The organism is Metaclostridioides mangenotii (assembly GCF_018917235.1).
Taxonomy (GTDB): domain Bacteria; phylum Bacillota; class Clostridia; order Peptostreptococcales; family Peptostreptococcaceae; genus Metaclostridioides.
In genome coordinates this window covers 367683-381451 of the sequence record NZ_JAHLOF010000003.1, presented here as the reverse complement: position 1 = coordinate 381451, position 13769 = coordinate 367683, and the positions used below count along the sequence as shown (strand labels likewise).

Genomic DNA, 13769 nt, shown 5'->3' with positions numbered 1-13769 from the left:
TAAGAGTGGTAAAAGAGAGCCTCATAGATGTGAGTGTTGCGATTACTGCAAAAGTACAAAGGTATTAAATAAGGTTATTAGTTTTACAGAGATATAAAAGAGGGTGATAAGCCTTGAATCTACTTAAGGACAACAGAGAAAAGAACTGGTTTATGGTTGAGAATGAGTTAATAGATAATCTAAATCTAACAATTTACGAGAAAATGGTCTACATGGTTTTAGTAAGGCATGCAAATGAAGATAGCAGTTGTTTTCCAAGTATTACAACTATAGCTAAAAAAGCAGGTTGCGGTACTACAAAAGTTAAGACGGTTATTAAAGATTTAGAAGATAAAAAATTAATAATAAAGCAAAAAAGAACTAAATCAGGAAAGAAAGAAAATGATAGTAATTTATATTTAGTCATGAGTGTAGTAGGTAGGTCGCCACACGACCTAGGTCATGACACGACTGGGGGTAGGTCGCCACACGACCAAGGGGTAGGTCGCCACGCGTCCAGTAACAATACTAATATTAACAATACTAATATAACAAGTATGTATATAGAAAATGAGGACGAGCCTGTGGATAACTCTTTAGGAGAATTTAGTAAACTCTACCAACAAAATATCGGAGTAGTAAACGGAATTACTGCACAATGGCTTATAGAACTTTCTAAGGAAATGGAATTAGATTTATTTAGAAGAGCGGTAGAAATATGTACAGAACGTGGAAAGTTAACACAAGGCTATTTAAAAGGAATTATTAAACAATGGAACGATAACAACATTACTACATATGACCAACTAAAAGCTCTAGAGTTGGAAAGAGAACAAGAGAAAATTAAATCGCAGGAAAGAAAAACAACTAGTAAAGAAACGAATTATAGATCTAAAAAGACAGGATTCCATAACTTTGAGGAATCATTCACACAATACTCTTCTGATGAACTGGACGAAATAATCAGAAAGAGCCAAAGAGAAAAGTTTAAGTAGGAGGGGGATAACCCCTCTAGAAAGGAGATTAATAACTGAAACAATTATAAATGCTAAGGATAAAGTTGAAGAAAGAGAATTCATAAAAGGGAGTAAAGTTTAAGTTAGTCATCCCACTGGTGATTTTAATGCAATAGTTGCCTTTATTTGGGGCGATTATTACTTAGTAGATATGGAAAATGGACAATATTTATCGATAGATGAAAATGAACTATACGTCGGAGGAATTGCACAAAGAACAGGTGTTATTAAAAAAGTATATAAAAAATGTGAAATAAACTTAGGAGAATAAGAAGGATATCAATATGACAGTAAAACTAGAAGATAGACAAGCCTTAATAGTTCTAGCAAGGCATTATTGGATAGATGAAGGCTATAACATTCTTGAAGCCATAATTAAGGCTGAAAGAGATTTGGAGGGTAAACATGATTAATGATATAGCAATTGTAATAATACTCGTCCTAGTGGCGATAGGGACGTTAATTTCAGTATTCTTACTTGGGCGTTGGGTAGAATATAGAAGTCATTTAGAAAGTAACAAGTTATCGGATGAAGTATATTGTAGATGCATACAGTTGAATCGTGAAAATAAGTATTTGAGAAGTAAGGTTGGTTTAAATAATTTAACTAAGAAGGATATGGGGGGTAAGTAATATGAACTATGATTTAGATTTGAAAGCATTAAAACTAGCAATGCTAAACAAAGGATATTCAATGAATAAGCTTGCTGAGAAGAGCGGTTTAGGAAAAGTCACAGTATCTAGAGTTGTTAAAAGAGGTTCTACATCAAGACAAGAAACTATCTATAAAATGGCTAAAGCACTTGAACTAAAAGCAGAGGATTTAATAATTATGGAGGAGGATTAGGGTTAATTTGAAAGTAGAGTTTACAATACCAGGAGAGTGTGTCAGCAAGGATAGACCAAGATTTCATAATGGACATGCTCGAACGACTGATAAAACTAGATATTTTGAACAATCAATCAAGTACTTGTATGGAAAGAGACACTATTTTGAGGGATTAATTAAAGTAAGCATTGATATCTACTCTAAGAAGCCTAAAAAGTCGAGTTACTTAAGACCTACAAAGAAAGATATAGACAATATGGTTAAGGCTGTATTAGATGGATTAAACGGCAAAGCATTCAAAGATGATAGATACATATGTGAGTTACATGCTAGTAAGCATTATAGCGATGAAGCAAGGGTTGAGGTTGTAATAGAAGATTTATAAATTGGAGGGAACAATATGCAGAAAATAAGAATAGACAGTTTTGCAGGCGGAGTATTAAAGGAGAAATTCGAAGAAGAATTAACAAAAGTATTAGAAAATATTGCGGATCCAAACACCAAAGAAGAAACAGTTAGAAAGATTAGTTTAGACATTAAATTTAAACCAGACAGTGACAGAGAAGTTGCACATGTAGAAATAAATTCAAAGTCAGCTCTAGCAGGCACTAAGGCAGTTGGGACTAAGATTCTTATAGGTAGAGATCTAGAGAAAAACAAAGTCTTTGCTAGTGAGTTTGGCAAGCATCAAATAAAAGGACAGATGAATATTAATGATTTTCAGAATAGTGAAAATACTGAAATAGAAATTGAAGAAGAAAAAGCTAATGATTCAAGTCAAGTCGTAGATTTTAGAACTAAATCAAATTAATTATAAATGGAGAATAAGAAAATGATAGAAAACGCATTAAGATATTTAGTTAATTTAGGAAGTGGAAGAAAAAGAGAAATAGAATTAAATGGGCTTACATACACAAATGACAATCTAAATCTAATTACAGAACCAAGGGCAAGAAGTATAGAAATTAGAACGCTTACAGGGTTAATTGATTACATAAAATCTGAGTTAGATATAAGTCGAAAACATAGTAAAAAGTTGTTAGTGCAAGTTGAAAGTCCAACAGAGGTTAAATTATATTCTGAACTAAATAATAGTAAAGATAGAGAGTGCTACATAAGTTGTTCAGCATTAGTACCAAGAATTAATTTTGATAGATTCCAAGAACTAGAACAGTTTAATATAATGCTGCAATCAAATTTTGTTATGAATGAAGATAAGAAGACTTTACTTAAAGTAACTGGAAATGTTAAAGAAGAAGTTGTTAAAAATGTTGGTGATGATGGTGTAAGCCAAAGTGTTGTAATGAAGTCTGGGGTTGCTTCTGTTACTGAAGCGATCGTTCCAAACATAGTACAATTAGCACCATATAGAACCTTTACAGAGATAGAGCAGCCAACAAGTGATTTTGTTTTTAGAATGAGAACAGGCGTAGAAGTTGCATTATATGAGGCAGATGGTGGAGCATGGAGAAATAAAGCAATGCAAGACATTAAAGCATATTTACAAAGCGAATTAGAAGGAATTGAAAATGTGCATATAATTTCTTAATTGATATTTGAAGGGGGAATTTTGGGTATGACTAAAAAAGATTTATACAAAGTAGTAGAAGCAAGATTACATAATTATAAGAACTTAGATATGGAGATAAACCGTATAAAATTAGACATAGAAAGTTACAAGGCTGAGTTTATAGGGTGCAAAGCAATAGAGTATTCGGATGATGTAATAACTCATAGCAATAGCTTTAATTCAACGACAGAAAATGAAGTTATAACAAGAGAAAAAGAATTAGACATAATGCAAAGGGATCTAAAGAAAAAGGAAATAGAGAAGTTAAGAATTAAAAATGCTCTAACATGTTTAGATAGTAGAGAAGAAGAGTTCTTTAAATTATATTTTGAAAGTAAAGATAAATATAAACACAGCATGGTAAGTATTAGCTTAGATTTATGTATGGACAGGAAGACTTGTTATTTACTTAAAGATAAAATTATTTATAAAATGATGGACATGTTATACCCAAAACTTAAGGAATTGGAATTACCATTGTTTAAAGTGGAAAATTCCACACTTTCTCCACACTAATTCCACAGTTATTCCCCAATCGTACCCCATTTTATCAAAATAAACATGAGATAATAGTATCATGGAAATATTATCCATAAAAACTAAATATTTACTGGCTAGTTTAAGTTATAGGGACTTTCTAGCCAGTAATATGAAAAGTTATAAGTAAGTATAGTAAATATAAATAAACGGCAGAGATTTTTATTCATAATTTCAATAATTTAACGTAGAGTATTAGTAGGTTAGTTTTAAAACTATCTTACTTTAACTAGAGAAAGAGAATAGAGACTATCTTAACATATCTCTAGTTAATAGGGCAGGGGTGGTGCCTTGCCCTAACATGTGAAGTGTAGTATTAATCTATGTGTAACTCATAGACTTCGCTTAACAATTATATTTTGTATTCAGCAAATGGATGCAACCCATTAGACTTATATTAATCTATAAGTCTTTTTTGTTTCTAATCAAGCTATAAATAATAAAAGATTCTACTTTTATATCTAGATTTATGGTATATTTTAGTTTGGTTACCATAAAAAGGAGGAAGGGATATGAAGAGGGTATTATTATTAACTTTACTTTGTGCTTTTACAATAGTAATTGCAGGATGTGGTTCTGATGAGCAAGATTTAGCATTAAGTAAAGAAGAGGTTAAAAAAATAGAAGATAGTTTAAATCTGTGGACAGAAGACACCGCATATGAAAATTCTAAATTTAAGATTCAAACGGATGGAAATAATTTAAAAATAGCAGTTGTGACACCAATAATGGACCTAATGACACACTATAATACAATTACAGCTGATGAAACTGTGAAAGCGATTAAGAAGTCTTTAATATTTGATGATGCATGTGATTCTATTAAAGAAGAAAATATAGTAAATTTTGATTCTATGCAAATATACATATTTAATAATGAAAAAGATTTTGATAATAACGATTGGTACACACTTAAGACTGTAAATTAATAACAATAACGAGGAATTAAGAGTGATAAATAAGGATATGAGGAAGATACCTAAGAGTCCTAAAGTAGTAAATAATTTAGAGAAAAAAGAAGGATTCCCTCAGATAAAGTAGAATTATTTCTTTTAATATATGTAAATTGATTAAATTAAATATTTCGAGTAATTTATTATTAGGAGGTGAATTATATGAGTATAGAATTTGATGTAAGTGGACTAGAGGAATTAGCTAAGCAATTAGAAAATATGGCTGATACTTGTCAAAATGATACAGAAGAATACTTATCACAATTCCATAAGGGAAAAATAGTTGAAATTAATTGCCCTGTATGTGAAAAACAAACCGAATCAGAAATAATTGATGGTGGAAAAGTAAAATGTAATAAGTGCGGCTTCAAAGGAAAGTTTATAGGTAAAATTTTATAAATAGATAAAAAAAGAACTTGGATTAAAAGTTCTTTTTTTATTTTAATACAATAAAGTAATTTGAGGTGGTGATGTGGCAAGACAAAGAAGCCCTAACAGAGATAATGCTTTTGATATATAAAAAACATAATGTAGAAATAGATTTAATTTTAATGGTTTTAACAAGATTACAAGCGTGTCAAGATAGTCCTTATAAATGCAGAGAAAACGCTATGGCTATAACTATAAGTCTTAATACAAAGGAGGCGCTAAGTATAGAATGATTAAAGCAAACCAAGTAAATATGTTTAAAGATAAGACAAGTAATGAAATAGCAGCCATTATAATACAAGGATGTTTTAAGAACTTTACTGAATATACATTTTCATATTATTACTTCTGCAATATGATAGCTGAAACAGTAACGCTATATTACAAAGGTAAGCAGTTAACTAAGCAACAAGCAGACGAAATCAATATACATATATCTAATATGATTCAAGATTTAATTATTAAGAATCATAAAGATTTCTAATGAAAGGTAGGTGATCCAATGAACTTAATGACACCTGACTTACTAATAAAAATAAATACTTACTTGGCTGAACGTAAATATTACAGACCTTATCAGTTGAAGGAATATAAGATACTTAGAGCAGCAGTACTTAGGAGAGATAACAATGAGTGTCAAGACTGTAAGAGTAAAGGTGGAGTTAGTTACTTGAAGACCAAAGAGAATGCGGATGATTTAAAAGCCAAGAGGTTAGAAGTGCATCACATAGTAGATAAGAGGGTTAGACCTGATCTATTCCTTGATTTAAATAACCTAATATGTTTATGTAATGGCTGCCACAGTATAAGACACAAAAGACTTGAGAGTAACAAAGTAAAGTTTGAGAATGAAGAGAGATGGTAAGCCCCCGGGTCAAACCAAATGAGTTTGTTTTTGGGGAACCAAGCAACGGGGAGGGGGGATTTCTAAATATGAATAAATATTTTTATCATGCGCGCGCGAGGGAGGTGAGATTATGGCTGCTAATAAGAAAAATGAGATATTAAAAACTAGAGAGAAAATAGAAAATGCATTAATAGAGCAATTAGAAATAAGGGGACAATATAAAGAGCCTTTCGCAGATTTAGTAAAAAGGTATATGAAAATGTGGGATACAACTATTGAGCTTGAAATGAATATCGAAGAATATGGGGTCATGTTCGATACTGATCGCGGTGTAAAGAAAAATGATGCAGTGAACCAATTAATGCAGATGAACAAACAAATGCTTATCTTACTAGATAAGTTAAATATAACAACGGATAAAGTCAAGGCAGATGATGGATGTGATATCTAAAGAGAAGTTATACGAAAAAATAAATTGTCCATATATCACAGATTGGTTTGATATAGTTGATTCAAAAAAGTATAAAATAAGTTATGAAATGAGGCAATTAACTAAACTTTTAAAATTAAAATTTAAAAAACAAAATATATATGTAGATATAAATAAAGTAAATGGGATTATTGAATTAATTGAAAAATATCGACCATACAAATTAACACCAGTTCAAAAATTTTTACATTCTGTACCTTACATTTATTTTGATGATGGTGGTGTTTGCTTCGATGAAATATTTATTTTATGTGGGAGAGGTTTCGGTAAAAATTCGTGGATATCTGACTTTACATTTGGGGCAACTTCAAATAAAAATGGAATTAATAATTATAATGTAGATATGGTTGCAACAAGTGAAAAACAGGCAAAAACTAGTTTTTATGACATTTATGAAACTGTAAAAGGCAATGCAAAACTTGAAAAAGCATATAGCATAACAAAAGAGCTTATTGAATTTAAGCGAACAAAATCAGAAATTGCATTTCATACATCTAATGCAAAAACTAAAGACGGTTTAAGACCTGGAGCGGTGGTATTTGATGAAATACATGCATATGAAGATTATGAAAATATAAAAGTATTTACATCTGCACTTGGAAAAATAAAAGATGCTAGAATCATTTATATAACAACTGATGGTAATGTTAGGGGATCTGTTTTAGACGATTTAAAAGAAGAAGGTAAAAGAGTATTAAATGAGTTGGATTTAGATTCAACTCTATTTCCATTTCTGGCAAAAATTAATAAATATGAAGAGTGGGAAGATGAAGAGTGCTGGATTAAAGCAAATCCAATGCTACCATATTTACCAGAACTTCAAAGGGCATACAAAAGAGATTATAAAAAAGCTTTAAAAAATCCTCAGATGAAGATGGAGTTTTTATTAAAAAGGCTAAACTGGCAGATTGAAGATATCACCACAGCCGTTGCAAATTGGGAAGAGATAAAAGCAACAAATCAAGAAATACCTGATTTTAATAGTTGTGAATGTGTGGGTGGTATAGACTATGCAAGCGTAAGGGACTTTATAGGAGTTGGGCTGTTATTTAAGAAAGACAATAAATATTACTTTAAACACCATACCTTTATAGTTGCTGAAAGTTTAAGATTAGCTGAATATAAGATTGATATAGATGTGGCCAAAGAAAAAGGATTAGTCACAATTATACCAGGAAATACAATGAAAGAAGAATATATATCAGAGTGGTTCTTAAAAGAGATACAAGAAAATAATTATAGACTTATAAATATAGGTTGTGATGATTATAGAGCTTCTCTTATAAAAAAAGATTTTGAGGAAAAAGGATTACCACTAGAAACTGTAAGAAATGGTCCTATTACACATGGAAAATTAGCACCAGTTATTGAAAAAGCATTTGCAGATCATAACATAGTATTTGGTGATGATATGATGATGAGATGGTATACAAATAACGTAAAAGTAGTTACAAATAGTAAGGGTAACAAAACCTATGAAAAAATAGAACCACAAAGACGTAAAACAGATGGGTTTATGGCGTTTGTCCATGCTATGGCTCTAAGGGAGCAAATTTCTGTAAATACATTTACATATAATAAGAAACTTAAGACTTATACTTACTAAGAAAGAAGGTGAATTAAGTGGGGTTTTTAAATAACTTATTTGGGCGCACATCTTTTCAGAGGCCTAAAATAGAAACTACTGATAAAACTCTAATTATAACCGCAGAAACATGTTATAAAGAATACGCTTTAGCAATTTGTATGAATAAGATAGCAAATGCTTTAACTCAATGTACTTTTGAAACTTACAATCAAAGAGAAAAATTAAAAGCAGATATTTGGTATACGTTTAACATCGAGCCAAATAAAAACCAAAATGCATCAGATTTTTGGAATGCAGTTGTATTTAATATGGTTACAAATCCCCAAGGTTGTTTGATAGTTCAAAACAATAATGGGGATTTTTTAGTTGCGGACAGCTACACTCTAGAAGAATTTCCAAATTCAGAAAATATTTATAGTGAAGTAACTATTGGTGATTATACCTTTACGAAAAAATTTAAAGAAAGTGAGGTATTGAGGCTTAAGTTAAATAATTCAAGTGTAAAGTATTATATCGAAGATGTTTATAATAGCTACGGAAAATTAATTACAACTTCTATTAAAAACTATAATCGGAATAATAGCAAAAAGTTATTCTTGAAAATAGGAACAACCTTTGCACAATTAAAAACCAAAGTAGATCCGGAAACTGGAGAATCAGAATATGACACAACTCTTGACGATATATTTAAAAACAGAATGAGAGGTTATTTTTCTGAAAATGATTCAGTTACACCTATTGAAGATGGACTCGAAATTGTATCAGGAGGATCTACTTCAAATAATGATACCGCTAAAAAATCTAATGGTCAGACAACTGATGATATCAGGCGTTTATTTGATGATATTTTAAATATTTGTGCTGATGCCTTTAACATACCTAGAGGATTATTAAAAGGAGATGTGGCAGACGTTGAAGCTATGACAGATAACTTTATTACATTTGGTATGAATCCTATAGCATCACTAATTGAGGATGAAATAAACCGAAAACTATACGGTAAAGACGAGATTTTAAAAGGATCAAAGATAAAAGTTAAAACTAATACAATTAAAGGTTACGATCCTCTTAAACTTGCTTCAAGTGCAGAGGCTTTATATAGAATAGGTTCAGTAAATTCAAATTGGGTTAGAGATATGTTAAGAGAAGAAGAAATAAGTGAGGATTGGGCTAATATGTACATGATAACTAAGAACTATCAAGAAATATCAAACTATTTGAAAGGTGGTGAAAGTGATGGAAATGAAAACTAAAAAAATACCGGTAAAATGCGAGATTGTTGAAACATCGGATTCGGAATTAGATTTTCTATTATATGGTCCTATTTTGAATCAAAAGAGCTATTGGTATGATGAAGATGAATATACATGCCCTCAGCAAATACAAGACCAGTTAAAACAAGCCGAGGGCAAGCAAATCAACCTACACATAAATAGTTATGGCGGAGATGCCTTTGCTGGAATAGCGATTTGCAATCAATTAAAGAATTATGAAGGTAAAGTTGTAGCATACATTGACTCAATAGCTGCGAGTGCTGCATCAATAATAGCTATGGGGGCTGATGAAATAGTTATGCCTAATAACGCTATGATGATGATACATAATGCTTGGACTTATGCTGAGGGAAATGCTAGTGAATTAAGGGCTGAAGCAGACAAACTAGAGAAAATAAATTCATCCGTTAGACAAAGTTATATGAACAAATTTATAGGAACTGAGGAAGAGTTAATTCAACTTTTAGACGATGAAAGTTATTTAACTGCTGAAGAGTGTATAACGTTAGGTTTTGCTAATAGCGTAGTTAATCAGGAACCACAACAAAAACAAGAATTAATTAAAGCAAGTATTTTAAATAAATATAAAAAGCATGAAGAACCAAAAACAAATATATTAAATAAATTTAGAAAGGATGTTAAATAATGAAAAATAAAGATTTAGAGTTAAGTGTAGAAGAGCTATTTGCTAAAGCAATAGGTGCAGAAAATGAAGAGGACTTTGTTAAATATCAGTTAGAAGCTTCAAAAATTATAGAAGCTAATATAATAGCTGAAGCTAAGAGGATAACTGATGAACAATTGAGAGATCAAAATGTACTTAATGAAAGAGGTTTAAGAGTACTAACAACTGCAGAAACTAAGTATTACAATGAAGTTTTATCAGACGGAGGATTTAAAGGCAAAGAAGAATTAATGCCGGTGACTGTAATCGATAGGATATTTAAGGATTTAGAGGCACAGCACCCACTTTTAACTAAAATACAACTGGTTAATACAACAGGTATAACAAGATGGCTTGCAAGAAAAGCAGATGCCGAGGGAGCTGTTTGGGGGAAACTAGGTAGTGAGATAACTAAGAAATTAGACAATAGCTTTGAGGTTATAGATACACAACTAAACAAATTATCGGCTTTTGTTCCACTATCTAAAGATATGTTGGCTCTTGGTCCTATTTGGTTAGATAAATTTGTAAGGGCAATATTACAAGAATCTATTGCTATTGGACTTGAAAAAGCCATTATAACTGGAACTGGTGTAGATCAACCTATTGGTATGTTAAAAGATATAACGAAATCTGTTAATCCAACGACTGGTTATCCGGATAGAACTGCTGTAGCTCTTCCTGATTTAAAACCAGCTACACTTGGTATGCTTGTCATGAAACCTTTAGTTGATGGTAAAGTAAAAACAGTTCAAAGTATAATACTAGTATGTAATCCTGGAGATTACTGGGAAAAAATATTCCCTCAAACAACTGTACAGGATCTAAACGGTAACTATGTATTTAATAAATTACCGATAGCGGCTGATATTGTACAATCTGTTTATGTACCGGAAGGTAAAATGATAGCTTGTGTACCAGAGGATTATTTTATGGGAATAGGATTTAATTCAATGATACAGTTCTCAGACGAATACCATTTCTTAGAAGATGAAAGAATTTATATTACTAAAATGACAGGACATGGAAAGCCTATTGAAGCAAAATCTTTCTTAACATTTGATATATCAAAATTAGGTGCTCCAGAGACAGGAACAGGAGAATAAAAATAAGTAGTAACCTTAAAGGAGGTTATTTTTTTATGCAAAAATTTATCAATACCCGAATTTATAATACATGTTAGAAAAAATTAAACGTAGACTCAACATAACTTGGGATTACGATAATGAGGAAATAGAAGAGATAATCGAGGAAGGTAAAGCATTTATAATTGCTAGGGTAGGGGATGTTGATTTTGATTCAAGCCCCCTGGCATCTCGATTATTAAAAGAATATTGCAGATATGCTTGGAATGGATCTGTTGCATATTTTGAACAGAATTTTAGGTCGGATATTCTTAATCTTCAAATACAAATTGCGATTCAATAAAAATAATGGTGAGGAACTAAATTCGGGATTACTATTTTATGGAACAAAAGAAACCAAAAGAGACAGTTTAGGTAAAAACCCTAAGACTAAATTTATAGTTGAAGGAAGATTAAAATTTAAGTATAAGTCGATTCGAGAGATTGACTATAATCAATATTACGGAATTGCAAATAAGCTAGATATAAAAGTAAAAGCTTACTATGTAAAAAATATTGAAGAATCCCACATAGTTAAGATGGATAAGGAATTTTTCGATATAGTTAAAATTGATTATGATAATGAACGTAAATATATGTATTTATATTTAGCAAAAAGGAGGTCATTAGATGATTAAAGACCTGGATAAATTAATAAACAACTTAAATAATATGTATCCTACTTTTGCAATGAATATAAGAAAGGACGAGGTTGAAAAGAACCCGTCCTTCTTTATTTATAATGATGATGGAGAAATAACAAAGGCTCAGACTGGCACAACCCAATACTTAACTAATTTTTATTTATCTTTTTTTACAAGAGATCAATCTACAATTAATCAAATTGAATTAATAGAAACGTGTAAAAAACATGCTTTATTCTTTGATAGAACGGAGATAGATAACGGTAAAATACAAGATTTGGACGTAGAAGCTAAAATGGTTACTTTCGTATTTCATCATATAGATAGGGTGATGTAATGGGGGCTAGGTATGATTTAAATTTCGATAACTCTAAGAAATTAGAAGAAGCATTAAAGAAAAGTGTTGTTAATTTAGAGCCTAAAATAAATGAATATCTACACATAAAAGGCAGTAAACAAGTAATGCAAGCCATAATAGGTTTTATGCCTGTATCAAATAGAAATAAAAAACATGCTAAAACCTCAAATCCTTTAAAAATACAGGCTTTAAATTTAGGTTTTGAAGTTTACGCAAAAGGCGGAGCTGCAAATAAAAGTGGTAGTTTTGGATATCTTGTGTTCCCTGACGAAGGAAGAGGAACAAGCAATTTAATAGCGCAACGATTCTTTGAAGAAGGTTTGAAATCAAAAGAAGATCTTTTATTTAAAGATATTATGAAAATTATAGAAGAACAATTAAAAATACAAATGTAGGAGGAATAAATATGAACGCAGTTAAAAGAGACGAGCAATTCTCAATATATAAAGTTACAAATGCAAATATGTTATTTGAGGGTGATTTGGCAGCTAAGAAGTTTGGAGATACTGGGGAGCTTGAAGTGGCAGCAAAAACTAAGGAGATTAATAAAATTGCTGAAGGTACAATTGTGGATACAAAAAGTAAGATAGAAGAAATGACACTTAAGTATGTAGGTCATATTACTAGAGAAATGTTAAGGGATGTATTTGGAATAAGCACAGAAGGATTAAAAGCCGGTGTATACTCTTACGGAGCAAATTCTAAAGGTAAGAAAGGTACCCTAACGTTTGACGAGTATGATTTGTGGGAAACTGATACTTTAATGATAGCTTATCCAGTTGTCACAATAGCAAGTGGACTTGAACTTAAAATAAAAAATGGAGAAGATGAAGTTGCTGAAATAGAATTAGAATTTAAGGTATTACCTGATAAACATAAAAATTATCACTATGAAGCATTTAAATCTGAATTAGATGAAACTTTAGTTAATGAATGGCACACTAAATTTGATCAAGAAAAGATAAGAGAAGCGAAAGAGGGGGAATAATATGATTAAATATATAACTTTAAATAATGGAAAAGAAGTAAAACTGGATACAAGCATTACTCTTAATGCCTTTTTAAAAGCACAAGAACAGGGGTATTTTTCAAAAAATATACTATCCGCGATGATGGGAATTGTAACTAAAAGCGGTAATCCATCAGATGCCCTTGGAGGAATAACTGATACCGATATGTTAAATGCCCCATATATGGCGTATTTAAATGCTAATCCAAATGGAATGGGCAAAGAAGAATTTGACAGTAACGTTCCAGTAGATTTAGAACTTTGTGTTGAAATAATTGGAGGAATGCTATCTGGGAATGTAAAATCTAAGCCACAACTTGCACAAAACTTCCAAAAATCAACAAAGAACACTGGTAAATCGAAAAAAAAGTACCAGAATTCGAAATAAATTGTGTCGAAGATGCTTATTCAATCTACGCTTATTTTTTTAAATTAGGCAATGATATTTGGGATATTCC

General features: G+C 31.0%; 23 protein-coding genes. All 23 read left to right on the top strand.

Annotation, left to right across the window (positions count from 1 at the left end):
* Window positions 1-113 precede the first annotated feature (113 nt).
* Window positions 114-974, top strand: a complete 861-nt coding sequence (locus tag KQI18_RS07175; RefSeq protein ID WP_216467098.1) for a helix-turn-helix domain-containing protein — start codon at window positions 114-116, stop codon at window positions 972-974.
* 305 nt (window positions 975-1279) lie between these two features.
* The gene (locus KQI18_RS14305; protein ID WP_272876213.1) at window positions 1280-1408 is read left to right on the top strand and encodes a hypothetical protein; all 129 of its coding nucleotides are present in this window, start codon (window positions 1280-1282) and stop codon (window positions 1406-1408) included.
* A complete protein-coding gene (locus KQI18_RS07170; protein ID WP_216467097.1) occupies window positions 1401-1628 on the top strand; it encodes a hypothetical protein in 228 nt (75 codons plus the stop codon). Before KQI18_RS14305 ends, KQI18_RS07170 begins: the two co-directional genes overlap by 8 nt.
* A gap of 1 nt (window position 1629) precedes the next feature.
* On the top strand, window positions 1630-1842 hold the full coding sequence (locus KQI18_RS07165; RefSeq protein ID WP_216467096.1) for a helix-turn-helix domain-containing protein: 213 nt from the start codon (window positions 1630-1632) through the stop codon (window positions 1840-1842).
* Window positions 1843-1849: 7 nt separating this feature from the next.
* Window positions 1850-2209, top strand: a complete 360-nt coding sequence (locus KQI18_RS07160; protein ID WP_216467095.1) for a RusA family crossover junction endodeoxyribonuclease — start codon at window positions 1850-1852, stop codon at window positions 2207-2209.
* A gap of 15 nt (window positions 2210-2224) precedes the next feature.
* Window positions 2225-2635 (top strand): hypothetical protein, encoded by a 411-nt coding sequence (locus tag KQI18_RS07155; RefSeq protein ID WP_216467094.1) that lies wholly within the window; start codon window positions 2225-2227, stop codon window positions 2633-2635.
* 21 nt (window positions 2636-2656) lie between these two features.
* A complete protein-coding gene (locus tag KQI18_RS07150; protein ID WP_216467093.1) occupies window positions 2657-3373 on the top strand; it encodes a hypothetical protein in 717 nt (238 codons plus the stop codon).
* 27 nt (window positions 3374-3400) lie between these two features.
* On the top strand, window positions 3401-3910 hold the full coding sequence (locus tag KQI18_RS07145) for a hypothetical protein (protein WP_216467092.1): 510 nt from the start codon (window positions 3401-3403) through the stop codon (window positions 3908-3910).
* A gap of 533 nt (window positions 3911-4443) precedes the next feature.
* Window positions 4444-4860 (top strand): hypothetical protein, encoded by a 417-nt coding sequence (locus KQI18_RS07140; protein ID WP_216467091.1) that lies wholly within the window; start codon window positions 4444-4446, stop codon window positions 4858-4860.
* Between the two features lie 186 nt (window positions 4861-5046).
* Window positions 5047-5283 carry a hypothetical protein gene (locus tag KQI18_RS07135; protein ID WP_216467090.1) on the top strand — a complete coding sequence of 79 codons (237 nt, stop codon included), beginning with the start codon at window positions 5047-5049 and terminating at the stop codon, window positions 5281-5283.
* Between the two features lie 71 nt (window positions 5284-5354).
* Window positions 5355-5546: a hypothetical protein gene (locus tag KQI18_RS07130; RefSeq protein WP_216467089.1), complete on the top strand. Its 192-nt coding sequence runs from the start codon at window positions 5355-5357 to the stop codon at window positions 5544-5546.
* Window positions 5543-5797, top strand: a complete 255-nt coding sequence (locus KQI18_RS07125) for a hypothetical protein (protein WP_216467088.1) — start codon at window positions 5543-5545, stop codon at window positions 5795-5797. Before KQI18_RS07130 ends, KQI18_RS07125 begins: the two co-directional genes overlap by 4 nt.
* A gap of 18 nt (window positions 5798-5815) precedes the next feature.
* Complete coding sequence (locus KQI18_RS07120) at window positions 5816-6178, top strand: HNH endonuclease (protein WP_236887671.1); 363 nt, start codon at window positions 5816-5818, stop codon at window positions 6176-6178.
* A gap of 112 nt (window positions 6179-6290) precedes the next feature.
* Window positions 6291-6611, top strand: coding sequence for a P27 family phage terminase small subunit (locus tag KQI18_RS07115; protein WP_197314232.1), 321 nt, complete (start codon window positions 6291-6293; stop codon window positions 6609-6611).
* The gene (locus tag KQI18_RS07110) at window positions 6601-8256 is read left to right on the top strand and encodes a terminase TerL endonuclease subunit (protein ID WP_330654373.1); all 1656 of its coding nucleotides are present in this window, start codon (window positions 6601-6603) and stop codon (window positions 8254-8256) included. The genes KQI18_RS07115 and KQI18_RS07110 overlap by 11 nt, the downstream gene beginning before the upstream one ends.
* A gap of 17 nt (window positions 8257-8273) precedes the next feature.
* Window positions 8274-9491 carry a phage portal protein gene (locus KQI18_RS07105; RefSeq protein WP_216467086.1) on the top strand — a complete coding sequence of 406 codons (1218 nt, stop codon included), beginning with the start codon at window positions 8274-8276 and terminating at the stop codon, window positions 9489-9491.
* Complete coding sequence (locus tag KQI18_RS07100; protein WP_216467085.1) at window positions 9475-10158, top strand: head maturation protease, ClpP-related; 684 nt, start codon at window positions 9475-9477, stop codon at window positions 10156-10158. The genes KQI18_RS07105 and KQI18_RS07100 overlap by 17 nt, the downstream gene beginning before the upstream one ends.
* Window positions 10158-11282 (top strand): phage major capsid protein, encoded by a 1125-nt coding sequence (locus KQI18_RS07095; protein ID WP_216467084.1) that lies wholly within the window; start codon window positions 10158-10160, stop codon window positions 11280-11282. Before KQI18_RS07100 ends, KQI18_RS07095 begins: the two co-directional genes overlap by 1 nt.
* A 263-nt stretch (window positions 11283-11545) precedes the next feature.
* Window positions 11546-11938 carry a hypothetical protein gene (locus KQI18_RS07090; RefSeq protein ID WP_216467083.1) on the top strand — a complete coding sequence of 131 codons (393 nt, stop codon included), beginning with the start codon at window positions 11546-11548 and terminating at the stop codon, window positions 11936-11938.
* Window positions 11931-12281: a hypothetical protein gene (locus KQI18_RS07085; RefSeq protein ID WP_216467082.1), complete on the top strand. Its 351-nt coding sequence runs from the start codon at window positions 11931-11933 to the stop codon at window positions 12279-12281. The genes KQI18_RS07090 and KQI18_RS07085 overlap by 8 nt, the downstream gene beginning before the upstream one ends.
* The gene (locus KQI18_RS07080; protein ID WP_216467081.1) at window positions 12281-12697 is read left to right on the top strand and encodes a hypothetical protein; all 417 of its coding nucleotides are present in this window, start codon (window positions 12281-12283) and stop codon (window positions 12695-12697) included. Before KQI18_RS07085 ends, KQI18_RS07080 begins: the two co-directional genes overlap by 1 nt.
* Before the next feature lie 11 nt (window positions 12698-12708).
* Window positions 12709-13290, top strand: a complete 582-nt coding sequence (locus KQI18_RS07075) for a hypothetical protein (protein WP_216467080.1) — start codon at window positions 12709-12711, stop codon at window positions 13288-13290.
* Between the two features lies 1 nt (window position 13291).
* Entirely contained in the window at window positions 13292-13699 is a 408-nt protein-coding gene (locus KQI18_RS07070) for a hypothetical protein (protein WP_197314432.1), read from the top strand.
* Window positions 13700-13769: the final 70 nt, after the last annotated feature.

What these genes read in the sequence shown, in the direction of transcription:
- KQI18_RS14305 (WP_272876213.1), top strand. Translation starts at nt 1,280, where the DNA reads ATGACAGTAAAACTAGAAGATAGACAAGCCTTAATAGTTCTAGCAAGG.
- KQI18_RS07170 (WP_216467097.1), top strand. Translation starts at nt 1,401, where the DNA reads ATGATTAATGATATAGCAATTGTAATAATACTCGTCCTAGTGGCGATA.
- KQI18_RS07165 (WP_216467096.1), top strand. Translation starts at nt 1,630, where the DNA reads ATGAACTATGATTTAGATTTGAAAGCATTAAAACTAGCAATGCTAAAC.
- KQI18_RS07155 (WP_216467094.1), top strand. Translation starts at nt 2,225, where the DNA reads ATGCAGAAAATAAGAATAGACAGTTTTGCAGGCGGAGTATTAAAGGAG.
- KQI18_RS07150 (WP_216467093.1), top strand. Translation starts at nt 2,657, where the DNA reads ATGATAGAAAACGCATTAAGATATTTAGTTAATTTAGGAAGTGGAAGA.
- KQI18_RS07145 (WP_216467092.1), top strand. Translation starts at nt 3,401, where the DNA reads ATGACTAAAAAAGATTTATACAAAGTAGTAGAAGCAAGATTACATAAT.
- KQI18_RS07140 (WP_216467091.1), top strand. Translation starts at nt 4,444, where the DNA reads ATGAAGAGGGTATTATTATTAACTTTACTTTGTGCTTTTACAATAGTA.
- KQI18_RS07135 (WP_216467090.1), top strand. Translation starts at nt 5,047, where the DNA reads ATGAGTATAGAATTTGATGTAAGTGGACTAGAGGAATTAGCTAAGCAA.
- KQI18_RS07130 (WP_216467089.1), top strand. Translation starts at nt 5,355, where the DNA reads ATGTGGCAAGACAAAGAAGCCCTAACAGAGATAATGCTTTTGATATAT.
- KQI18_RS07125 (WP_216467088.1), top strand. Translation starts at nt 5,543, where the DNA reads ATGATTAAAGCAAACCAAGTAAATATGTTTAAAGATAAGACAAGTAAT.
- KQI18_RS07120 (WP_236887671.1), top strand. Translation starts at nt 5,816, where the DNA reads ATGAACTTAATGACACCTGACTTACTAATAAAAATAAATACTTACTTG.
- KQI18_RS07115 (WP_197314232.1), top strand. Translation starts at nt 6,291, where the DNA reads ATGGCTGCTAATAAGAAAAATGAGATATTAAAAACTAGAGAGAAAATA.
- KQI18_RS07100 (WP_216467085.1), top strand. Translation starts at nt 9,475, where the DNA reads ATGGAAATGAAAACTAAAAAAATACCGGTAAAATGCGAGATTGTTGAA.
- KQI18_RS07095 (WP_216467084.1), top strand. Translation starts at nt 10,158, where the DNA reads ATGAAAAATAAAGATTTAGAGTTAAGTGTAGAAGAGCTATTTGCTAAA.
- KQI18_RS07085 (WP_216467082.1), top strand. Translation starts at nt 11,931, where the DNA reads ATGATTAAAGACCTGGATAAATTAATAAACAACTTAAATAATATGTAT.
- KQI18_RS07080 (WP_216467081.1), top strand. Translation starts at nt 12,281, where the DNA reads ATGGGGGCTAGGTATGATTTAAATTTCGATAACTCTAAGAAATTAGAA.
- KQI18_RS07075 (WP_216467080.1), top strand. Translation starts at nt 12,709, where the DNA reads ATGAACGCAGTTAAAAGAGACGAGCAATTCTCAATATATAAAGTTACA.
- KQI18_RS07070 (WP_197314432.1), top strand. Translation starts at nt 13,292, where the DNA reads ATGATTAAATATATAACTTTAAATAATGGAAAAGAAGTAAAACTGGAT.